The 22,174-nt window shown below is 73.8% G+C and carries 18 protein-coding genes; 14 read left to right on the forward strand and 4 right to left on the reverse strand.

What is annotated here, in order from left to right; all coding sequences use genetic code 11:
• Positions 1-83 precede the first annotated feature (83 nt).
• The 9 genes from ACWERV_RS04115 to ACWERV_RS04155 all read left to right on the forward strand — a co-directional run bounded on the left by ACWERV_RS04115 (position 84) and on the right by ACWERV_RS04155 (position 8,487).
• Complete coding sequence (locus tag ACWERV_RS04115; protein WP_398190661.1) at positions 84-713, forward strand: MarC family protein; 630 nt, start codon at positions 84-86, stop codon at positions 711-713.
• A 190-nt stretch (positions 714-903) separates the two neighbouring features.
• Positions 904-1,290: a hypothetical protein gene (locus ACWERV_RS04120; RefSeq protein WP_398190664.1), complete on the forward strand. Its 387-nt coding sequence runs from the start codon at positions 904-906 to the stop codon at positions 1,288-1,290.
• A complete protein-coding gene (locus tag ACWERV_RS04125) occupies positions 1,287-2,087 on the forward strand; it encodes a transcriptional regulator (protein ID WP_452928455.1) in 801 nt (266 codons plus the stop codon). The genes ACWERV_RS04120 and ACWERV_RS04125 overlap by 4 nt, the downstream gene beginning before the upstream one ends.
• Before the next feature lie 64 nt (positions 2,088-2,151).
• Complete coding sequence (locus ACWERV_RS04130) at positions 2,152-2,553, forward strand: roadblock/LC7 domain-containing protein (protein WP_452928458.1); 402 nt, start codon at positions 2,152-2,154, stop codon at positions 2,551-2,553.
• 164 nt (positions 2,554-2,717) lie between these two features.
• A complete protein-coding gene (locus tag ACWERV_RS04135) occupies positions 2,718-3,092 on the forward strand; it encodes a hypothetical protein (RefSeq protein ID WP_398190673.1) in 375 nt (124 codons plus the stop codon).
• 310 nt (positions 3,093-3,402) lie between these two features.
• Entirely contained in the window at positions 3,403-4,899 is a 1,497-nt protein-coding gene (locus ACWERV_RS04140; protein WP_452928516.1) for an SDR family oxidoreductase, read from the forward strand.
• Entirely contained in the window at positions 4,896-6,245 is a 1,350-nt protein-coding gene (locus ACWERV_RS04145; RefSeq protein WP_452928462.1) for a cryptochrome/photolyase family protein, read from the forward strand. Before ACWERV_RS04140 ends, ACWERV_RS04145 begins: the two co-directional genes overlap by 4 nt.
• A gap of 173 nt (positions 6,246-6,418) precedes the next feature.
• Positions 6,419-7,516, forward strand: coding sequence for an endo-1,4-beta-xylanase (locus ACWERV_RS04150; protein WP_452928465.1), 1,098 nt, complete (start codon positions 6,419-6,421; stop codon positions 7,514-7,516).
• 176 nt (positions 7,517-7,692) lie between these two features.
• Positions 7,693-8,487, forward strand: a complete 795-nt coding sequence (locus ACWERV_RS04155) for a ferritin-like domain-containing protein (protein ID WP_452928468.1) — start codon at positions 7,693-7,695, stop codon at positions 8,485-8,487.
• A gap of 19 nt (positions 8,488-8,506) precedes the next feature.
• Here the strand turns inward: ACWERV_RS04155 and ACWERV_RS04160 are convergent, their stop codons facing one another.
• Positions 8,507-9,400 (reverse strand): alpha/beta fold hydrolase, encoded by an 894-nt coding sequence (locus tag ACWERV_RS04160; RefSeq protein WP_452928471.1) that lies wholly within the window; start codon positions 9,398-9,400, stop codon positions 8,507-8,509.
• A gap of 265 nt (positions 9,401-9,665) precedes the next feature.
• Between ACWERV_RS04160 and ACWERV_RS04165 the strand changes: the two genes are divergently transcribed.
• The 3 genes from ACWERV_RS04165 (at position 9,666) to ACWERV_RS04175 (ending at position 13,363) form a co-directional block, all read left to right on the forward strand.
• Positions 9,666-11,150 (forward strand): sugar ABC transporter ATP-binding protein, encoded by a 1,485-nt coding sequence (locus ACWERV_RS04165; protein WP_452928474.1) that lies wholly within the window; start codon positions 9,666-9,668, stop codon positions 11,148-11,150.
• Positions 11,147-12,235 carry an ABC transporter permease gene (locus tag ACWERV_RS04170; RefSeq protein ID WP_452928476.1) on the forward strand — a complete coding sequence of 363 codons (1,089 nt, stop codon included), beginning with the start codon at positions 11,147-11,149 and terminating at the stop codon, positions 12,233-12,235. Before ACWERV_RS04165 ends, ACWERV_RS04170 begins: the two co-directional genes overlap by 4 nt.
• Before the next feature lie 66 nt (positions 12,236-12,301).
• The gene (locus ACWERV_RS04175) at positions 12,302-13,363 is read left to right on the forward strand and encodes a substrate-binding domain-containing protein (RefSeq protein WP_452928479.1); all 1,062 of its coding nucleotides are present in this window, start codon (positions 12,302-12,304) and stop codon (positions 13,361-13,363) included.
• A gap of 65 nt (positions 13,364-13,428) precedes the next feature.
• Here ACWERV_RS04175 and ACWERV_RS04180 read toward each other — a convergent pair whose 3' ends face one another.
• The 3 genes from ACWERV_RS04180 to ACWERV_RS04190 all read right to left on the reverse strand — a co-directional run bounded on the left by ACWERV_RS04180 (position 13,429) and on the right by ACWERV_RS04190 (position 19,553).
• Positions 13,429-16,350, reverse strand: a complete 2,922-nt coding sequence (locus tag ACWERV_RS04180) for a PQQ-dependent sugar dehydrogenase (protein WP_452928482.1) — start codon at positions 16,348-16,350, stop codon at positions 13,429-13,431.
• Positions 16,351-16,581: 231 nt separating this feature from the next.
• Entirely contained in the window at positions 16,582-17,814 is a 1,233-nt protein-coding gene (locus ACWERV_RS04185; protein ID WP_452928485.1) for a ThuA domain-containing protein, read from the reverse strand.
• A 434-nt stretch (positions 17,815-18,248) separates the two neighbouring features.
• A complete protein-coding gene (locus ACWERV_RS04190) occupies positions 18,249-19,553 on the reverse strand; it encodes an ROK family transcriptional regulator (RefSeq protein WP_452928488.1) in 1,305 nt (434 codons plus the stop codon).
• Between the two features lie 710 nt (positions 19,554-20,263).
• Between ACWERV_RS04190 and ACWERV_RS04195 the strand changes: the two genes are divergently transcribed.
• Together ACWERV_RS04195 and ACWERV_RS04200 are read left to right on the forward strand one after the other, a co-directional pair.
• Positions 20,264-21,436, forward strand: a complete 1,173-nt coding sequence (locus ACWERV_RS04195) for an inositol-3-phosphate synthase (RefSeq protein WP_452928491.1) — start codon at positions 20,264-20,266, stop codon at positions 21,434-21,436.
• A 415-nt stretch (positions 21,437-21,851) separates the two neighbouring features.
• A partial coding sequence (locus ACWERV_RS04200) for a UbiA family prenyltransferase (RefSeq protein ID WP_452928494.1) occupies positions 21,852-22,174 on the forward strand: 323 nt, incomplete at its 3' end.

Here is a 22,174-nt window from a genome sequence, read left to right on the forward strand (position 1 = left end):
ACGATACTGCCGTGCGGCCGAAGCTTCGAACGCACGGGCGTCAATACCCGTTATGCGGCCCGTTGTTGCGCATGATGCCGGTTATGATCAGCCTGACGTACTCCGCCGCCTTCATCACGTTCTTCTCCGTGATCGGGCCGCCCAAGGTCCTGCTCGCCTTCGCCGGGCTCGCCCAGCACCACCCGCGGCGGGATCTGCGCGTCATCGCGCTGGTGTCGTCCGCGGGCGCGGTGCTGATCGGCGTGGCCACCGGCCTGTCGTCGCCGTGGCTGCTGGAGCTGTTCCACATCTCGACGCCCGCGCTGGCGCTGGCCGGCGGGATCATCTTCTTCCTCTACGCGGTCGGCCTGGTCCTCGGACTGCACACGGTGCCCGAGGGGCCGGGCGACGACGGGCCGGACCTGACCAGCGGGCTGCGGCAGCTGCTGATGCCGTACGTGGTCAGCCCGCTGGCGATGACGGGTCTGCTCATCGAGACCGCCGAGCGCACCGACTGGGGCTGGCGCGGCACCGTGGTCGCGGCGTTCATCACCGTCATCGCGGTGGACCTGGCGTGCGTGCTGCTGCTCGGGCCGCTGCTCCAGCGCACCCACCACACCGTCGTCGAGCTGGTGGCCCGGCTGCTCGGGCTGCTGCTGGCCGCCGTCGGCGTCGATCTCGTCCTCGACGGCCTGCTCGACCTGGGCGTCAGCGCGCTGGGGCACCGCTCCTGACGGCGCGCCGGCCCGTGCGCGGCGGCCGTACGGGAGCGCCGCCCCGGTCAGGTCCGGGGCATCTTAAGCCCGCCGCCCGCATGTACCGCAGGAAAATGCCAGAACTCCCCGGAACGGGCGGCACTGTGCGTAACGTGCTCGTCACCGCCGGACAGGCGGTCGCGCGGCAGCGTGCGTCGAGGGGAGTCGTGTGTCCGGGATCGACGAGTGCCTGCTGCGGGCGATGGCGCTGCCGGGCGCGCGCGGCGCCGCCCTGGTGGAGTGGATCAGCGGGCTGGCGCTCGGGGTGATCGGCGAGGCGGCGGCGGGCGACCACGAGACCGTCGCGGCCGAGACCGCCGCCTACGCGCGGGCCACCGCGGAGCACCCGGTCTTCACCGCGGGCGACACCGGCCCCGGCCCCGCCGCCGAGGAGGCGGTGGTGCTCACCCGCACCGGCTACCACCTCATCCGCTTCCTCGACGCCCCGTACGAGGGCGGGGTCTTCCTCTACGTCTGGCTCGACCGGACGCAGGCCAACCTGGCGCTCGCGCTGCGCAGGATGCGGGAGCTCGCCGGGGAGCTGGTCGTGGCATGACGGCCCGCGGTGCGGGCGGCGGCGGGGACGCGGGCCACTCCCCCATGCTCGCCCGGCTCGCCGGACAGCGCGCGACCGGCGTGCTGTTACGCGACACCGGCGCGCTCTACCTCGCCGACGGCGCGGTGGTGCACGCCGAGAGCCCGGCGGCGCCCGGCATCGAGGTGCTGCTCACCGCGGGCGGTCGGCTCGGCCCGGAGGCCTGGCGGGAGGCGGTGGCCGAGGCCGGGGCGGAGGGCGCGGTGGGACGGCGGCTGGTCGAACGCGGCCGGATCGCGGCGGGCGAGCTGGAGATCAGCCGGCTCGGCGCGCTGCACGACGCGGCCTGGTTCGTCCTCGGACCGGCCGCGGGCCCGACCCGCTTCCGGCACGGGGTACGGCACTGGTTCGGCGCGCCCGGCGGGCTGCCGGTGGCCGCGGTGGAGGCCGAGTTACGGCGGCGGCACCGGCTGCTGGAGCGGCTGTGGCCGCACCCGGAGCTGGACGCGGCGCCCGTGGTGCCCGCGCCCGCGGCCCGCGCGGAAGGCGCCCGCCCGCCGTACCTGCCGCGCGGTCGGGCCGCGGTGCTGGACCTCGCCGACGGGGTGCGGACCCCGTCGGCCATCGCGGCGCTGCTGGGGCGGCCCGCCTTCCACGCGCTGGTGGAGATCCGCCGGCTGGCCGCGCTCGGCCTGGTGGAGACGCCCCGCGCGGGAAGCCGGCCGCCCGGCCGGGCGCCCGCGTGGGTGCACAGCATCGGCGACACCCCGGACGCGGCGCTGCTGCGCCGGCTGCTGGTCGCCCTGGAGCGGATGTGAGGGGGGCGCGGTGGTGAAGCGCGTGCTGCAGCGGCGTGCCCTGCGTGCCGAGAGGAGAAGGTCGATGGCCCAGGAAGCCGCGATACGTACCGAGTTGGAAGGCCTGCGGGCCCGGTTGCCGGACCTGACCGGCGCGGTCGCCGCGACCGTCGACGGCCTGCTGCTCGCCGCCGACGCGCCCGGCAGGCACGCCGAGGGCTTCGCGGCCCTGAGCGCCGCCGCCCTCGGCGTGGGGCTGCGGCTGACCGACGCGGCGGGCCAGGAGTCCTTCCGCGAACTGGTGATCCGCAGCGGCGACGGCTGCGTCGCCCTCTACCCGGCCGGACGCGACGCCGTGCTGCTGCTCCTGGCCGGGACACACACCAACGTCGGCCGGCTGCACCTGGAGGCCCGCCGCAGCGGCGCCCGGGTGGCCGCGCTGCTGGACGGCGCCGCGGCACCGGCCGACGGCGGCGGCGCGCCGTGACCGGCGAGCAGCGGCCGCGGGCGGCGCGCGGGAGCCGGGCCGCCCGGCCGCGCGCCCGGGAAGGCCGCGCGGGGGCCGCCGCGCCGCCGGGCAAGCCCCCGGAACCGAAGACCCCCCACCCACCGCAAGCACCTGACACACCGTCGAAGGGAAGCAGGAAGATCATGGCCAACACCGAAACCGCCCTCAAGGACGCGATGACCTCGATCGAGGGCGTCATAGGCGTGGCGCTCGTCGACTACACCAGCGGCATGGCGCTGGGCACGCTCGGCGGCGGCAAGGACCTCGACCTGAGCGTCGCGGCGGCGGGCAACACCGACGTGGTACGCGCCAAGGCCCGCACCATGGAGATGCTCGGCCTCAAGGACGAGATCGAGGACATCCTCATCACCCTGGGCTCGCAGTACCACCTGATCCGGCTGCTGCACGGCCGCGGCAAGTCCGGGCTGTTCCTCTACCTGGCGCTGGACCGCGGCCGGGCGAACCTTGCGATGGCCCGGCACCAGCTCAAGTCCATCGAGAACGACCTGGAGGTGTGAGCCGGGCCCATCACGCCCCGCCGCCCGTCCCCCGCCTCCCCGTCTCCCGTCCCGCCGGGCGCGCCGTTGCTCGCTTCGGGTGACCTGCCGCCGCAGCGACCTGCGGCGGCGGGCCCGGCGTGGTGTGCTGGGGCCGACAGCGCGGCGGCGACCGCGACGACGTGAGGCGGGAGCGGACGTGGGCGTCGCGCCGGCGGGTCCGGGAGCGGACCGGGACGCGGAGACGGGTGCGGGGACGGGCCAGGACGCGCGAACGGGAACGGGAACAGGCCGGGACGCGGAGGCGGGCAACGGGCCCGGCGCCGGGCGGCTGTGCCTGGTGACGGGCGCGACCGGCTACATCGGCGGCCGGCTGGTCCCCGAACTGCTGGCCGCGGGCTACCGGGTGCGCTGCCTGGCCCGCACGCCGGTCAAGCTGCGTGACCAGCCGTGGGCGGACCGCGCCGAGGTGGTCGCCGGGGACGTGACGGACGAGGCGTCGGTCGCGGCCGCGATGGCGGGCGCCGACGTCGCGTACTACCTGGTGCACTCGCTCGGCACCGGGCGGGACTTCGAGGCGACCGACCGCCGGGCGGCCCGGATCTTCGGCGAGCGGGCGCGGGCGGCCGGGGTACGGCGCGTCGTCTACCTCGGCGGGCTCACCCCGAGCGGGGTGCCGCGCGCCGAGCTGTCACCGCACTTGCGCTCGCGCGCCGAGGTCGGCGACGTACTGCTGGCCTCGGGGGTGCCGACGACGGTGCTGCGGGCGGCGGTCATCATCGGCTCGGGCTCGGCGTCGTTCGAGATGCTGCGCTACCTCACCGAGCGGCTGCCGGTGATGGTCACCCCGAGCTGGGTGCGCACCCGGCTGCAGCCGGTGGCGGTACGGGACGTGCTGCGGCTGCTCGTCGGCAGCGCCGCGATGCCCGCGGACGTCAGCCGGGGTTTCGACGTGGGCGGTCCCGACGTGCTCAGCTACCGGGACCTGATGCGGCGCTACGCGGCGGTCGCGGGCCTGCCCAAGCGGCTGATCCTGCCCGTTCCGGTGCTCACCCCGCGGCTGTCCGGCCTGTGGATCGGCCTGGTCACCCCCGTCCCGGCGGGGGTGGCGCGGCCGCTGGCGGAGTCGCTGCGGCACGAGGTGGTCTGCCACGAGCACGACATCAGGACCTACGTCCCGGACCCGCCGGACGGCCCGGTCGGGGTGGACCGCGCGCTGACCCTGGCGCTGCGCCGGGTGCGCGAGGCGCAGGTGGACACCCGCTGGTCGTCGGCGGCCGTTCCCGGCGCGCCCAGCGACCCGCTGCCGACGGATCCGGACTGGGCGGGCGGCAGCCTCTACACCGACCGGCGGCAGGCGCCGGTCGACGCGAGTCCGGAAGCGCTGTGGCGGGTGATCGAGGGCATCGGCGGCGAGCACGGCTGGTACTCGCTCGGTGTGGCGTGGGCGGTGCGCGGGCTGGTCGACCGGCTGTTCGGCGGGGTCGGGCTGCGGCGCGGGCGGCGGGACGCGCACCGGCTGCGGGTCGGCGACTCGCTGGACTTCTGGCGGGTCGAGGAGATCGAGCGCGGGCGGCTGCTGCGGCTGCGGGCCGAGATGCGGCTGCCGGGCCTGGCGTGGCTGGAGATGTCCGCCGACCGGGACGCCGAGGGGCGCACCCGCTACCGGCAGCGGGCCGTGTTCCTGCCCCGCGGGCTGCTGGGCCACGCGTACTGGTGGGGGGTCGCACCCTTCCACGCCGCCGTGTTCGGCGGCATGGCACGCAACATCGCGCGGGCGGCGGAGCGTTCGGCCGCGCAGGAGAAGGCGGGAGGCGGGGACGGATGAGGCGCGCGGTGGTGCTCTTCACGGGTGATCTGCGGCTGCATGACCATCCGCCGCTGCGGGCGGCGCTGGCGGCGGCCGACGAGGTGGTGCCGCTGTTCGTGCGGGACCCGGCGGTGGAGCGGGCCGGTTTCGCGGTCCCGCACCGGACGGCCTTCCTCGCGGCGTGCCTGGCCGATCTGGACGCGGGGCTGCGCGAGCGCGGCGGGCGGCTGGTGCTGCGCGAGGGCGACCCGGCGCACGAGGTGTGCGCGGTGGCCGCCGAGTGCGACGCGGCGGAGGTGCACCTGGCGGCGGCCGACAGCGGTTTCGGGCAGCGCCGGGAGGACCGGCTGCGGCGGGCGCTGGCGGCGGACGGGCGCCGGCTGCACGTGCACGACACGGTCGTCACCGCGGTGCCGCCGGGTGCGCTGACCCCGCAGAGCTCGGACCACTTCGCCGTCTTCACCCCCTACTTCCGGCACTGGTCCGGCTACCGGCTGCGGGAGACGCTGCCCGCGCCGCGCCGGGTGCCGGTGCCGGAGGAGGTGGGCTCGGCGGCGCTGCCCGAGGTGCCCGCGGGCCCGGCGGAGGGCGGTGAGCGGGCGGCCCGGCGGCGGCTGACGGGATGGCTGCGCGGCGGGCTGACGGACTACGCGACCGGGCAGGACGACCTGGCGGGCGACCGCACCTCGCGGCTGTCGCCGCATCTGCACTTCGGGACGCTGTCGGCGGTCGAGACGGTGCACCGGGCGCGGGCGGCGGGAGGTCCGGGCGCGGACGCGTTCGTCCGGCAGCTGTGCTGGCGGGACTTCAACCGGCAGCTGCTCGCCGTCCGCCCGCAGGTGTCGGCGGCCGACTACCGCACCCGGAACGACCGGTGGCGTACCGGCCGGGCGGCCGAGGCGGACGCGCAGGCCTGGCGGGAGGGCGCGACCGGCTATCCGGTGGTGGACGCCGGGATGCGCCAGCTGCGCGCGGAGGGCTGGATGCACAACCGGGCGCGGCTGCTGGTCGCGAGCTTCCTGACGAAGACGCTGTACGTGGACTGGCGGGTGGGCGCGGCGCACTTCCTGGATCTGCTGGTGGACGGCGACGTGGCCAACAACCAGCTCAACTGGCAGTGGGTGGCGGGCACGGGTACGGACTCCCGGCCGAACCGGGTCCTCAACCCGCTGCTCCAGGCCCGCCGTTACGACCCGGACGGCGGCTACGTCCGCCGCTGGGTGCCGGAGCTGGCCGCGGTGGACGGGCCGGCGGTGCACGAGCCCTGGAAACTTCCGGCCGCCGACCGCAAGGGGTATCCGGAGCGGCTGGTCGAGCTGCCGGACGGTCTGGCCCGCTTCCGGCAGGCCCGCGGCCTGGACTGAGCGGGCGGCGGGACGTACCGGCGCGGGGACCGGCGGAAAAGGGGTGTGTCCGGGATATTGACCGGCCGGGGAGCAGGCCATAAGTTGCGTCCGCAAGTTGCGTGATCGACTTCGAAACATTCGGAGAGACGTTCCGCCCGCGCACCGCCGTTCCGCCTGCCCGAAGGACCCCCATGAGGAGAATGACCCGCGCCGTCGTGACCGGCGCGGTCGCCGCGGTCACGGCCGGCGTGCTGGCCGTCGCCCTGCCGCACCTGGTGTCCGGGTCGGGCGACGACGCCGGGGGGTCACGGGCAGCCACCGCGGCCGGGCCGCCGCTGCGGGTCCTGGCGCAGCAGGCGGGCATCCGCGTCGGTACGGCCGTCGACGCCGACGCGCTGGCGGACGAGCCGGACTACGCGGCCAGGGTCGGCAGCGAGTTCTCCTCGGTCACACCGGAGAACGTGATGAAGTGGGAGGCCGTCGAGCCGTCCCGGGGCAGCTACGACTACAGCCGCGCCGACGCGCTGGTGGCGTACGCCGAGGCGCACGGGCAGCTGGTCCGCGGGCACGCGCTGGTCTGGTACCAGCAGCTCCCCTCCTGGCTGAGCCACGGGGACTTCGGCGCCGACGAGCTGCGCCGGATCCTGCACGACCACATCACCGGCGAGGTCACCCACTTCAAGGGCCGGATCTGGCAGTGGGACGTCGTCAACGAGGCCTTCGCGGACGACGGCTCCTACCGCAGCGACATGTGGCTGCAAAAGCTCGGCCCCGGCTACATCGAGGACGCCTTCACCTGGGCCCACGAGGCGGACCCGAAGGCCGAGCTCTTCATCAACGACTACGGCATCGAGAGCGCGGGCCCCAAGAGCGACGCCCTCCACGACCTGGTCGCCAGGCTCCGGGCGAAGGGCGTCCCGGTACAGGGCGTCGGCTTCCAGGGCCACCTCGACACCCGCTACCCGGCGCCGCAGGACCTCGCGGCGACCATGGGGCGCTTCGACGCGCTCGGCGTCCGGACCGCGATCACCGAGGCCGACGTGCGCATCCCGCTGCCCGCCGACAGCGGCAAGAGGGAGGCGCAGCAGCGGGCGTACCAGGTGCTGCTGGACGGCTGCCTGCGGACCGCGCACTGCACCGGCTTCACGGTGTGGGGCTTCACCGACAAGCACTCGTGGGTGCCCGACTCCTTCCGGGGCGAGGGCGACGCGACGATCCTGGACGACCACTACCGCCCGAAGAGCGCCTACACCGCCCTCGCGGCCGGCCTGCGGCAGGCCCGCCGCTGACCGCGCTCCCCGCCAGGACCGGGCCGGCGGCTCGGACCGGTCCTGGCGGGGTCCCGACCGGCCCGGCGCGAGCCGGTTCCCCCGGACGGCGCAGGGCGGGGACCGCCCGGTTGCGGGCCCTGCGGGCTCGGCCTTGACTCGTCGTGACATCCGGTGGCGGCGAGAGGAGAAGCGCGATGCTGTCGGCGCGCAGCCTTTTCACGGAGATCCTCGACAACGACGAGTCCTTCCGGCTCTTCTGCTCCATCGCGGCGAGCGGGGAGTCGCAGGGCGGCTGGGAGAACGGCCGGATCGCGGTCCTGGTGCCGCCCGCGCTCGCGGAGCTGGCCCCGAAGATCGCCCGGCACGGCGCCGACGAGGAGAAGCACGGCCGGATCTTCAACGGCCTGCTGCACGGCCGCCACCTGGATCCGGCGCCGGTGCCCGCCGACACCGACTACACGATGCTGCTGGAGCGGTCCGGCATCGGGCTCGCGCACTCCCGGCTGAAGGCCGACGAGGCGCTGAGCGAGCAGGACGTCATCACCTACCTGGCGCACAGCCGGGTGACCGAGCAGCGCGCCTCGGAGCAGATGGCGCTGCTGGTCAAGCTGTTCGGCACGCACCCGGAGATCGGCCGCGCGGTGCGGCAGATCGCCCGTGACGAGGACAACCACCTCGCCTACTGCCACGAGGAGCTGCTGCGGCTGGCCGGGGAGGGCCACGGACGGCTGATCCAGCGGACGCTGCGCGAGTGCGCGATGGCCGAGATCGCGATCTACCGGGACGTCAGTGTCGCGGTGATGACGCACATGGGCCAGATCCTGCGCTGGTCGGCGGCGAAGTCCGCGCTGCTGCGGGCGGGCATCCACGCGGTGTACAGCTACGAGCGGCTGGCCGGCTGGCGCCGGATGACGAGCCTGTCCATGCCGGAGCCGCGGCTGCGCAACGCGCTGGGCGGCGGGCCGGTCGCGGCCGAGGCGACCACCTGAGACCCGCCCGCCCGTAGCGTCAGCGGGCGCCCGTCAGCTCGCGGACGGCGTCGGCGAGCGGCCCCGGCTGGTCCAGCGGCAGCAGGGTGCGGCTGTCGGGGACGACGACCAGCCGGGCCCGCGGGATCTCCGCGGCGAGCCGGCGGCCGTGCTCGGGCGGCATGACGCGGTCGCCCTCGGCCCACACCACGAGTGCGGGCCGGTCGAGGCCGGGCAGCGCGGCGGCGGCGCGCACCAGGGCCTGCCGGTCGGCGGCGATGCCGCGCAGCACCGCGATCGCGTCCCGCCGCACGTCGGCGTCGGCCAGCAGGGCGCGGACCCAGCGGGCGGTGGCGGCGTCGCCGCGCCGGGTGAGCTGCCCGAAGGCGACGGGCAGCCGGCGCATCGGCCGCAGCCGCATCTGCTGCATGAACAGCCCGAAGAGGGCGGGCGGCAGCTTGCCGGTGAGGACCACGGTGCGGCCGGTGAGGCCGGGCGGGAAGTTGTCGTAGGCGTCGCAGGAGGCGAGGACCACCGCGCCGACCCGTTCGATCGCGGCCGCCGCGTCCGCGGATCCCGCGGCGGCCTCGGCGACGAGCAGCTGGATCAGCGCGCCCCCGGTGTCGTTGCCGACGAGGGTGACGTCGTGCAGGTCGAGGCGGACCAGGAACTCGCCCACGAGCCGGGCCAGTCCGGTGGGCGACAGGTCCGCGCCGGCGCGTGCGGGGCGGGTGTGGGCGCCCATCGGCAGCGTCGGCACGAGCACCCGGTGGCCGGTGCGCAGCCGCTCGGTGACCTCGTCCCACAGCGTGCCGTCCATGAGCAGGCCGTGCAGCAGGACGACGGTGGGGCCCGTGCCACCGGTGTCGCGGTAGTCGACCTGACCGGCGGTCAGTTCGACGGTGCGGGTGGTCGGGGAGGTCTCGGTAGTCATCGGCATCGGCTCCTCGCGGTGGTGCGCCGGCGCATGCTCCCAGCTACGTATACATCGTAAACTATACACCGTACACAATGCATCTGACACGCCGGTGGTTTCCAAACTGGTGCCGTCCCCGCTCTTGCCCTCACCTACGGCGCTCATTAGTTTGTTCGCTGAACTGACGAACAAACACTTTGTGCCCGTTCCGGCACGGACAGTTCATCTCTCGCGCACACTTCCCCCTTCCCTAGGTGGCGATGTGAGTTCTCCTCTGCTCCGAATGCGGGGAATCACCAAGGAATTTCCCGGCGCCAAGGCGCTGGACGGTGTCGATCTGGAGGTACGGGCCGGTGAGGTGCACTGCCTGCTCGGCCAGAACGGCGCCGGCAAGTCGACCCTCATCAAGGTGCTGGCCGGCGCGCACCAGCCGGACGGCGGCGATCTGGCCTGGGACGGCGAGCCCGTCACGCTGCCCAGCCCGACCGCCGCCATGCGGCACGGCATCGCGACGATCTACCAGGAACTCGACCTGGTGGACGGCCTGTCGGTGGCCGACAACATCTTCCTGGGCCACGAGCGGGCCCGCTTCGGCGTCACCCGCCGCGGCGAGACCGCCGGTGCGGCCCGCGTCCTGCTGCGCTCCCTCGGCCACCCGGAGATCTCCCCCGGCACCGAGGTCGGCAGCCTGTCCCCCGCACAGCAGCAGATCGTCAGCATGGCGCGGGCGCTGTCCCACGACACCCGGCTGATCGTGATGGACGAACCGTCCGCGGTGCTCACCCAGGACGAGGTCGGCAACCTCTTCCGGGTCATCCGCGACCTGACCGCCAGGGGCGTCGCCGTCCTCTACATCTCGCACCGGATGGGCGAGATCCGCACCATCGGCCACCGGGTGACCGTCCTCAAGGACGGCCGCACGGTCGCCGCCGGGCTCCCCGCGGACACCCCGACCGCCCGGCTGGTGGCGCTGATGACCGGCCGGGAGGCGTCGTACGCCTTCCCCGACCGGCCCGAAGTCCCGGCCGGGCAGCGGTCCGAGCTGCTGCGGGTCGAGCACCTGACGCTGCCGGGCAGCTTCGAGGACGTCAGCTTCACCGTGCACGCCGGCGAGATCGTCGGACTGGTGGGGCTGGTCGGCTCGGGCCGCTCGGAGATCCTGCACGCGGTGTACGGCGCGTCCCGCCCGTCGTCCGGCACCGTCCGGGTGGACGGCGCGGTGCTGCCGCCGGGCCGGGTCACCGCGGCGGTGCGGGCCGGGCTGGGGCTCGCACCCGAGGAACGCAAAGGTCAGGCGCTCTTCCTGCACGACAGCGTCGTCCGCAACGTCAGCATCTCCTCGCTCGGGCGCTTCGCGCGCTTCGGCTGGCTGGACCGGCGCCGGGAGCGGGCGGCCGCCGCCGAGCGCGTCGCCGCCCTCGACCTGCGCCCGGCCGACCCGTCGCGGGCGGTCGGCACGCTGTCCGGCGGCAACCAGCAGAAGGCGGTGCTGGCCCGCTGGCTGCTGCGCGGCTGCCGGGTGCTGCTGCTGGACGAGCCGACCCGCGGGGTGGACGTCGGCGCCCGCGCCGAGCTGTACGCGCTGGTCCGCGAACTGGCGGACTCCGGGGTCGCGGTGCTGTTCGTGTCCAGCGAGGTGCCCGAGGTGCTGGGGCTCGCCGACCGGGCGCTGGTGCTGCGCGAGGGCCGGATCGTCCACGAGGCCCCCGCCGCCTCGCTCAAGGAATCCCATGTACTCGACCTGGTGATGGAGGAGAGCCGCCCATGAGCGACCAGACCACCCCGAGACCCGTGCCGGACGCGTCCCCGCCGTCCGGGTCCGGCGCAGCGGTCACCGGCCCGCCGTCGCCGGTGAAGCCCGCGCCGGGAAAGCCCACGGCGTCCGGGGGCGCGGCGCGGTGGGCACGGCTGCTGCCGCTGAGCCAGATGCACAGCCTCGGCCTCGTGGTGGTGCTGCTGCTGCTCGGCGTGGTCGGCACCGCGACCTCGGGGACCTTCCTGACGAGCAACAACATCCTCAACATCCTCACCAGCGCGGCCGTCATCGGGGTCATCACGGTGGGCCAGACCTTCGTCATCATCGGCGGCGGCATCGACCTGTCGGTCGGCGCGATCGTGGCCGTGGCGTCGGTGTGGTGCACCACGGTGGCGACCCAGTCGCACGGGCTGGCCGGCATGCTCTTCACCGCGGTCGTCGTCGGCGCGGTGGTGGGGCTGCTCAACGGCTTCCTGATCGCGTACGGCAAGATCGTCGCCTTCATCACCACGCTGGCGATGATGGCCTCGGCCCGCGGTGTCGCCGAGCGGATCTCCGACCGGCAGTCGCAGGTGGTGACGGTGGACTCGTTCAACCGGATCGCCACAAACAAGTTCCTCGGCGTCCCGCTGCTGGTCTACCTGATGGCCGCGATCGTGGTGGCCGGCTGGCTGCTGCTGAACCGCACGACCTTCGGCCGCCGTACCTTCGCCGTCGGCGGCAACCCGGAGGCCGCCCGGCTCGCCGGGATCGCGGTACGCCGCCACACCATGCTGCTCTACCTGCTGTCCGGGGTGTGCTGCGGTGTCGCCGCGGTCATGCTCACCGCCCGCACCACCAGCGGCGCCAGCAACCTCGGCAACCTCTACGAGCTGGACTCCATCGCCGCGGTGATCATCGGCGGCACCCTGCTGGCCGGCGGGCGCGGCTCGCTGATCGGGTCGATCCTCGGCGTCCTGGTCTTCACCACGATCACCAACATCTTCGTGCTGAACAACCTCACGACGGACACCCAGGAGATCGCCAAGGGGCTCATCATCATCGGCGCCGTGCTGCTCCAGCGCACCCGCGCCGGCCGCGCCGCCCCGGCGACCTGACCGCCCGTCGCCCCCTCCCGCCACCTCCGCCCACCCTCCGACCTTCCCGACGAAGGGACCACCCGCATGAAAGAGACCGGATCCGCCGCGATGGGCCGCAGAAGCATGCTGCTCGGCGCGGGCGCGCTGAGCAGCGGTCTGCTGCTGTCGGCGTGCACCAGCAACGCGAGCGACGACGACGCCAAGGCCAATGTGAAGGCGACGGACGCGGCCTCGTCCGGCACTCCGGGCAAGCACGTCACGATCGGCTTCTCCGCGCCCGCCGCCGACCACGGGTGGATGGCGGCGATCACCAAGAACGCCAAGGCGCAGGCCGGGCAGTACACGGACGTCAGCTTCCAGGCGGCCGAGGGCACCAACGACGTCAACGCGCAGATCAGCGCCGTCCAGACGCTCATCGACAAGAAGGTCGACGTCCTGGTCGTCCTGCCGTTCGACGGCAAGGCGCTCACCGCGATCGGCGGCCAGGCGATGGACGCGGGGATCCCGGTGGTCAACCTGGACCGGGTCTTCGACAACTCGCTCTCCTACCGCACCTGGATCGGCGGCGACAACTACGGCATGGGCGTCAACGCGGGCCAGTACATCGCGAAGACGCTCAAGGCCAAGGGCGTGAGCAAGCCGGTGATCGCCGAGATCGCCGGCATCGACAACCTGGACCTCACCAAGCAGCGCAGCCAGGGCTTCAAGGACGCGCTCGCCAAGGCGGGCTTCTCGGTGGGCATCCGGCAGGCCGCACAGTTCACCGCGGACAGCGGCCAGCAGGTGATGAGCAACGTGCTGCAGGCCCGCTCGAAGATCGACGCGGTCTGGAACCACGACGACGACCAGGGCATCGGCGTCGAGGCGGCCATCAAGCAGGCCGGGCGCAGCGAGTTCTTCATGGTCGGCGGCGCCGGGTCGAAGCACGCGATGCAGCAGATCAAGGCGGACAGCGGGGTGCTGAAGGCCACCGTGGTCTACCCGTCGAGCATGTCGGCCTCGGCGGTGACGCTCGCCCGGCTGATCGGGCAGAGCAAGGGCATCGGCGACCTGGTGGAGCAGGAGGTGCCGACCTTCATCACGCTCTTCTCGGCGACGGTGACCAAGGACAACGTCGACCAGTACCTGCCGACGTCCTTCACCTGACCGGCGCACCGCACGAAGGTGCCCCGGGCCGTTGCGGCCCGGGGCACTTCGCCGTGCGGTGGGGGTCACACGGTGGCGAGGTCGAACTCCTCCCACGGGCCGATCGCGTCACGGTTGGCGATCAGCGGCTTCGTCCCGGCGCTCTCCGCCGTGACGTACTTGCCGTTGACGCCCGCCTTGAGGCTGACGCTGCCGTCGGAGTTGTGCACGAGCTGGAAGGTCTCCCAGGAGCCGGCCGTCGCCCGGTTGGCGACGAGCGACTGCGCCCCGGCGTTCTCCGCCGTCACGTAGCTGTTGTTGGCGTGGGCGCGCAGCGCGATGTTGCCGTTGCCGAGGTCGATCTCGTCGAAGGTCTCCCACGGGCCGACGCTGTCGCGGTTGGCGATCAGCGGTGAGGCCCCGGCGTCGTCGGCGGTCACGTACTTGCCGTTTGCGTGCGCCTTGAGGCTGATGCCGCCGGTGCCGCCGGGGGTTCCGGGGGTGCCGACCCCGGCGCCGGTGAAGACCATCCAGTTGACGTTCATCAGCGCGCCGGGCCCGGTCTTGCCCGAGGGGTTGCGGGCGACGTAGTAGACCTTGCCGCTGCCGGTGGGCACGTTGCTGAGGTTGGCGGTGACGTCGGTGTACGTCTGCCAGGCCCCGGTGCTGGGGACGGTGGCGGTGCCGAGCAGCGGTCCGTCGGCCGCGTTCCAGCGGACCTCGATACGGCCGCCGGAGTTCGCCGAGGCGGCCCGGAAGGTCACCGCGGTGGTGTTGTCCAGCGCGATGGGCGACTCGGTCCAGTAGTCGCCGTCCTCGATGAAGCCGATGTCCTGCCCGCCGCCCGCGCTGTCGGCGCCGTTCTCGACCGTGACACCCGGGGTGTCGGTGCCCTGGCCGTTGGCGGCGCGGCCGGTGTCGGTGAAGAACTCCGCCTGCTTGTGCTTGGGCTGCAAGGTGATCTGGGCGCGCCCGGTGAGCGGGGCCGCGCCGCCGGAGCCGCCCTTGTCGGTGTAGCTGGCCTCGATGACGTAGAAGACGTTGTCGCCGTCGCTGTGGCCGTTGGACAGCGTCGTGGACACCGTCGCGCTGCACCCGGTGTACTGGTCGAGCGGGTGGCCGTGGGTGTCGTGGCCCAGGATGGCCTGGATCTTGACCTGGCTGCAGTCGACCGTGCCGTCCTCGGGGTCGGTGACGGTGACCGAGAAGCTCACCTTGTCGCCCCAGTCGAACAGTCCGCCGTTCGGCGGCGAGTGGATCGTGAGGGTGGGCGCGGTGTTGCCGGCCGTGATGTCGACGCTGGACGTCGCGGACTTCCCGGCGCTGTTGGTGACGGTCAGCACGGCGGTGTAGTTGCCGACCGCGCTGTAGGTGTGGCTGGGGTTGGCGGCCGTGGAGGTGCCGCCGTCACCGAAGTCCCACTTGTAGCCGAGGCTGCCGCCCGCCGGGTCGCTGGAGCCGCTGCTGGAGAAGGTCACCGCGAGCGGCGCCGGGCCGCTGGTCCTGTTCGCGGCGGCCTTGGCGACCGGCAGCGCGCCGCCGTTGAGGTAGTCGATGCGGTAGATGCCCGCGTCGGCGTTGTTGCCGCCGTAGCCGGTGCCCCACTCGACCATGTACAGGGCGCCGTCGGGGCCGAACTTCATGTCCATCGGCTTCTTGAACGCCACCGACGGCAGGAACGGCTGCATGTCGTCGATGCCGCTGCTGTCGGACTTCACATGGAAGGTGTAGACCTTGCTGGTGTTCCACTCGGAGAAGATCGCCTGTCCGTCCATGGCCTGCGGCCACTTGCGGTCGGAGTTCAGGTTCGCGTCGTAGCGGTAGACCGGGCCGGCCATCGGGGCGCCGCCGCTGAGCAGCGGGAAGTTGTTCGGGTCGGCGCTGTAGTGGTACCAGACCGTCGCCGGGGTGGCCGGCGGCAGCTTCGTCAGGCCGGTGTTGTTCGGCGAGTCGTTGGTCGGGCCGCCGGCGCAGTCGAAGGGCTGGCCGGAGGTCTTGGTGGCGAAGTTGTAGTCGATGTAGGGGGTGTTGTTGCCGATGCAGTACGGCCAGCCCGCATTGACCGGCTTGCTCAGCAGATCCCACTCGACGGTGTTCTGCGGCCCGCGCGCGGAGTTGGCCGCGCCCGCGTCCGGGCCGTAGTTGCCGACCACGGCGTTGCCGGTCTTCGGGTCCAGGGCGAGCCGAAAGGGGTTGCGGTAGCCCATCGCGTAGATCTCGGGCCGGGTCTTGGCGGTGCCGGGCGGGAAGAGGTTGCCGGACGGGATGGTGTACGTGCCGTTGGCCTCGGGGTGGATGCGCAGCACCTTGCCGGACAGGCTGTTGGTGTTGCCCGCGGTGCGCTGGGCGTCCCAGGCCGCGCGGCCGGACTGCTCGTCGATCGGGGCGTAGCCGTCGGAGGCGAAGGGGTTGGTGTTGTCGCCGACCGAGAGCCACAGGTTGCCGTTCTTGTGGTCCATGGCCATGCCGGCGCCGTGGTGGCAGCACTCGGCGCGCTGCACCGGGAGCTCCAGCAGCACCTTCTCGCTGGTGAGGTCCATCGTGGAGCCGTTGACGGTGAAACGGCTGAGCCGGTCCACGCTCGTCGCGGTGGGCGAGTAGTAGAGGTAGATCCAGTGGTTGGTGGCGAAGGCCGGGTCCAGGGCCATCGCCAGCAGGCCGCTCTCGTTCGCCGTGAAGACGTCGAGGTGCCCGGCGGTCACGGTGGTGCCGTTGGTGTTGATGATCCTGACGTCGCCGAGCATGTCGATGAAGAAGACCCGGCCGTCACTGGCGATGTCCAGTTGCAGCGGGTTTCCGCCCGAGTTGTTCAGCAGCACCTTCTGGAAGCTGCTGTCCGGGACGCCGGCGACGGCCGGCTTCGCGGCGGCGGCGTGCGGGGCCGAGGCGTTCGCCGGGGCGGTGGTGAGCACCGCGAGGGCGGGCAGCGCGAGCAGCGCCACCAGCAGGGCGAGCCAGCCGCGCAGGCGGCGTCGCAGCCCGGGGCGCGGGTGTGGTCGTACGGGCAACACGTGGGTCTCCTCGCTGAGGGGGATGGTCATGTGCGGACGCGTTCGGGGCGCCCGCGATCATGGGCATGACACTCCGCACGGCTGCGGATGGCGGTGCGGCCGTGCCGGAGCGGTGCCCGCGGTCCCGCGCTGCGGGGCGTACGCGGGCGTGCGGCGTACGCCCGTGCGGGGCGTACGCGGTACGGGGTCGTGCGGTAAGGGGTTGTGCGGTACGGCGGGGGTGCGGCCTCAGCGGGTGGTGAGGTCGAACTCCTCCCAGGGGCCGATGGCCGCCCGGTTGGCGATCAGCGGCGCCGCCCCGGCGTTCTCGGCCGTCACGTACTTGCCGTTGACCGCGGCCTTGAGGCTGATGCTGCCGTCGCCGTTGTGGATCAGCTGGAAGGTCTCCCACTGCGCCACCGCGCCGCGGTTGGCGATCAGCGACTGCGCCCCGGCGTTCTCCGCCGTCACGTACTGGCTGTCGGTGTGGGCGCGCAGCGCGACGTTGCCGTTGCCGAGGTCGATCTCGTCGAAGGTCTCGTGCGTGCCGACGGCGGCGCTGCTCGCGATGAGCGGCGAGGTGGCGCTCGGCGCCGTCACGTACTTGCCGTTGGCGTGCGCCTTGAGGCTGACGCCGTGCTCGACGGGCGGCGGGGTGGAGTCGACCGAGCAGTCGGCGGGCACCACCCCGGCGGCGGTCCGGATGCCGCCGAGCAGCAGGTGCAGGAACTGGGGCTCGCTGTAGCTCTCGGCGGTGTGGCCCATGCCGGTGTACCAGGCGCGCCCGCCGTCGTAGTCGTGGCACCAGGTGGTGGGGTGGTCGTCGCCCATCGTCGAGCCGGTGTAGCTGCTGTCGTCGACCGACGCCAGGACGTGCACCTGGGAGCGGGGGTCGGTCTGGAAGTCGTACCACTCGTCGGTGTGGGTGTACGTGTCCGGCAGCCCCTGGGTGGAGGGGTGGACGTGGTCCTCGACCTCGACGGTGGCGGCCTGGATGGCGGGGTGCTGCTTGAAGTACGCGCCGACCAGGTTCCCGTACCAGGCCCAGGAGTATCCGCTGTCGGAGGCGGCGTGGATGCCGACGTAGCCGCCGCCGTTCTCGATGTAGCGCTGGAAGGCGTCCTTCTCGGCCTGCGTGGTGACCGGGTCGCCGGTCGCGGACAGGAAGACGACGGCGGCGTACTGCGCGAGGTTGGCGTCGGTGAAGACCGAGTCGTCCTCGGTGGCGTCGACCGTGAAGTTGTTCTGCTGGCCGAGCTGCTGGATGGCGGCGACACCGGCCGGGATGGAGTCGTGGCGGAAGCCGGTGGTCTTGGAGAAGACCAGGATCTTGAACGGTGCCGCCGCCGCGGCGGAGTGCGCGGCGGGCGCCTTCGCTGGCGCGGCGCCCGCCGAGGGGGCGACGGCGGTCAGGACGGCCGCCGCGGTCAGGCTCAGGGCGGCGGCCAGGGCGAGGCGGGTGCGTGTGCGGGGGGTGCGCATGGCGGCTCCTCGTGGAACGCACGTGCTGCGGGATGGGGGGATGTACCGCGGGGGACGACGGACCGCGCCGGGGCGCGGCGGAGCACGTCTGCTCGCATCGGGCAGCAACGGGTCCGTCTCGCGGTAGGGCGGCATCACCTCGGGGAAACTGCGCCGTCAAGGGATGCTTTCAGCCTGCTCGCGGCCCGCTGATCAGCGCAAACCACAAGCAGGGTGATGGATTGGTTCGTTGGGTCAAAAAACTAATTGCCCGGCAGCGGAGCGTCAAGGGTTGTCACAGACATGCCCGTCGGCCTCCCGTCCCCCGGGGGCCGCTCCCGCTCCCGCCGCCACCGCCGGGCGGCCTGACGGCCCGTCCGGCGCCTTCGCACGGCCCGCGAGGTCACCGGGCGGGCGGCAGCACACGGCGCGACCCGTCGGCGGCCGACGGGTCGTCAGGCGTCCGGACTGGTCAGGTCGATGTACGCGGAAGGGTCGCGCAGGATCGCCTGCACCCCCGCGACCGCCGCGCCGCGCACCGCCGCCTCGGTGCCGAGCCCGGACACCTGGAGCCGGTCCGAGCGCCAGCGGCCCGAGGTGACCCGCTCGTGCAGCTGCACTTGGAGGCTGGGCACCAGCCAGGGCGCGAGCGTGGCGTAGATCCCGCCGATGACCACCTCCGGCGGGTCCAGCAGATTCACCGCGCCCGACAGCGCGACGCCGAGCGCCCGTCCGGCCACCGCCAGCGCCCCCACCGCGGCCTCGTCGCCGTCCGCGGCCAGCGCCGCCAGCCGGTCCACCGGGGCGTGCGCCTCCGCCGGGGCGTCCTGCACGGCCTGCCGCCGCCCGCCCCCGGTACGGCTCCCGGCGGCGGGCGCGACGGGAGCCGAACCGAGCCGGGTCGCGCTCGCGGTGTCCAGCTCCGCGGCCTCCAGCAGCGCGTCCTGGCCCGCGTACCGCTCCAGGCAGCCGCGCGCGCCGCAGCCGCACTCGGGCCCGTCCGGGATGACCGTGACATGGCCGATCTCGCCCGCGAAGCCGCCGCCGCGGAAGAGCGTGCCGTCGACCATCAGCCCGGCGCCGATGCCGATCTCGCCGGACACGTAGAGGAAGCTCGCCCCGGCGCCCGGCGGACGCACCTGGAACTCCCCGATCGCGGCGAGGTTGGCCTCGTTGTCGACCGCGACCGACAGCCGCTGCCGGCCGAGACCCCGGCCCAGCAGCTCGGCGGCGGGCACGTGCCGCCAGTCCAGGTTGGGCGCGTGCAGCACCTTGTCGTCGTGGACCAGACCCGGCACCCCCAGCGTGACCAGTACCGGCGTCAGCCCGGCGCGGCGTGCGGCGGTGATGGCCCGCCCGGCGAGCCGGCCCGCGGCGTGCAGGGTCTCCTCGGCGTCCCGCCCGCGGTTGTCGGCGCGTTCGGTGAGCCGCACCCGGGGCGCGCCGGTGAGGTCGGCGACGCACACCGCGATGTAGTCGACGTTGACCTCGACCCCGACGCCCGCGGCGCCCTGCGGGTTGAGCGCGAGCGCGCCCCCCGGACGTCCCACCCGGCCCTGGTTCTCCGGCACGTGCTCGACGACCAGGCCCGCCAGCCGCAGCTCCTCCACCAGGGAGGACACGGTCGCCTTAGTCAGCCCCACCCGGGCGGCGACAGTGGCCCGCGAGGCGCTTTCACTGGCCGCGACCTGACGGAGCACCAGCGCCAGGTTGTGCCGGCGCATGCTCTGCTTGCTCGCCGGCTGCCCGCCGCCGTTCATCACACTGCGACCTTTCCCCGCGGGCGCGGACCTCGACCGGTCCGGCCCCGGAAACCTCTTAGGCCCATTAATTGATTCAATAAACTAATAGAGGCTTCATGGCAGGTCAACGACCCACAGGACACTCACAGGAAGCGACAGCCGTCTCCCGGGAGCCTACGGCGGCGGGGTACGGCGGCCTGCCGCAGCCCGCCCGCGATGATCGTTGCGGATGCCGGGAACGCACCTTACGCGGCGACTTCCGCGGCCCGCATCCCGGCCCCCGGCAGTTGCCGTGCACCCGTCCCCAGAGTCGCCCGACCGGCCCTGGCGCGTGGTGCGTTCAACGGATTCTTGACCGCCTCTTGCCGCAGGGGGAAGGGGTGATTAGTTTATTTGCTGAACTGACGAACCGCTACGCCGGTGTCGAGGACGCGGGCGGCACGGCCGGACCGCGGGTCCGGCGGCCCGCCCGTCCCACCCCGCTCCCCCGGCGCGTCCCGGCTGCGTACGGCGCCGCGCCCGTCCCCGCGCGACACCCCCGCACCCGTCCGCACCCGTCCGTACCAGCCCGCACCGTCCCCGCACCGGCTCCGTACGCGCACGTCCCGCGGCCACCGCCGACCCGCTCGCGCACCGCCGCGGCCCGCTCCCCCGCAACTCCAGGCAACGCTCGGCCCCGCTTGTCCTGCGCGGCACGCCCGCGGCAGGCCAGAACCGGAGGTGAAGGCATGGGATCCGCCACCGCACACGGCGCCCGGCTGGGGGTGTGGATCGTCGGCGCGCGCGGCTCGGTCGCCACCACCGCGGTCGTCGGCGCCGCCGCCCTCGCCGCCGGGCTCGTGCCGCCCACCGGCTGCGTCACCGAACTCCCCGGCTTCCGCGCCGCGGGCCTCACCCCGTACTCCGGCCTGGTGTTCGGCGGCTGCGACGTCACCGGGGTCCCGCTGGCCAAACGCGCGGAACAGCTCGTCGCCGCCGGGGTGCTGCCCGCCGACCTGCCCGCCGCGGTCGGACCCGCGCTCGCCGCCGCCGAACGGGAGATCCGTCCCGGCGTCGCCGCCGCGGCAGGACGGCAGGCCCCGCAGGCCACCGCGCTCGCCCGGCAGCTCACCGACTTCCGTGAACGGCACGGGCTCGAACACGTCGTCGTGGTCAATCTCTCCTCGACCGCCCCGCAGCCCGACCCGCACCCCGCGCACGCCGACCTCGCCGCCCTGCGCACCGCACTGGCCGGGCCCGAGCCCGTCCTGCCGCCGCACGCGCTGTACGCGTACGCGGCCCTCGGCGCGGGCTGCGGCTACATCGACTTCACACCGTCGGGCGCTATGCGGCTGCCCGCGCTCGACCAGCTCGCCGCGGCGGCCGGTGTCCCTTACACCGGCAACGACGGCAAGACCGGTGAGACGCTGGTCCGCAGCGCCCTCGCCCCGATGTTCGCGCACCGCGCGCTGCGGGTACGCGCCTGGTCCGGCACGAATCTGCTCGGCGGCGGCGACGGGGCGACGCTCGCGGACCCCGCGGCCGCGGCGAGCAAGAACGCGTCCAAGGCGCGCAGCCTCGCCGAACTCCTCCCCGACCCCGTCGAGGGCGAGGTCCACATCGACGAGGTGCCCGCGCTCGGCGACTGGAAGACCGCGTGGGACCACATCGCCTTCGACGGCTTCCTCGGCGTGCGGATGACGATGCAGTTCACCTGGCAGGGCTGTGACTCGGCGCTCGCCGCGCCGCTGGTCCTGGACCTCGTACGGCTCCTGGACCTCGCGATGACCCGCGGCGCGGTGGGCGTCCAGCCGCAGTTCGCCTTCTTCTTCAAGGACCCGCTCTCCGCGGACGAGCACCGCCTCGTCCCCCAGTTCGAACAGCTCCTCGCCTGGGCGACTCACGCCCCCTCACCGCGGTGAGCTGCCCGTCGTGCGCTCCCGGCCACCACGCGCGGGGGGCTCCGCGACCTCTCACCGTGGTGGCTTGCCACGCCCCGGGCTGCCGCACCGGCCGTCCCGCGGCCCCCGGCCGGTGGGTGGTTGCGCGCGCAGTTCCCCGCGCCCCCGCGCCACCGTCGGCGCACTCGCGAGCTTGCGGTGGTCGGTGGTTGCTCGGTCCGTTCTTCCCCGGAGACCTCGTCTGGGGTGCGCGTTTTCAGGGGCGCGGGGAACTGCGCGACAAGCCACCACGGCGGGAAGGACGCGCGACTCGGCGCACGAGGCAGGACCAGGCGGAAGGGGCGCGGGGAACTGCGCGCGCAACCACCCACCGGCGCGAGGTCGCGCAACGCACCGCACCACGCAGGACGAGGCGAACCCGGCGGAGGGACGACGCATGAGCAGGCTCAGGGCGTACGCGGAGCTCGTGCGGGCGCCGGCGGCGCTGACCGTGCCGGGGGACGTGGTGGTGGGCGGGGCCGCGGCGGGGTGGCCGTACGGGGCGCGCAGCGCCGGGCTCGGCGCCGCGTCCGTGCTGCTCTACTGGGCCGGCATGGCCCTGAACGACTTCGCGGACCGCGAGGTCGACGCCGTGGAGCGGCCCGAACGCCCCGTCCCGGCGGGCCGGGTGACCCCGGCCGAGGCGCTGGCCGCCGCGGCGGCACTGACCGCGGCGGGCCTGCCTGCAGGTCGATGCCGAGCCCGGCGTACTGCTCCAGG

This window comes from Streptomyces sp. NPDC004031, from assembly GCF_053604375.1.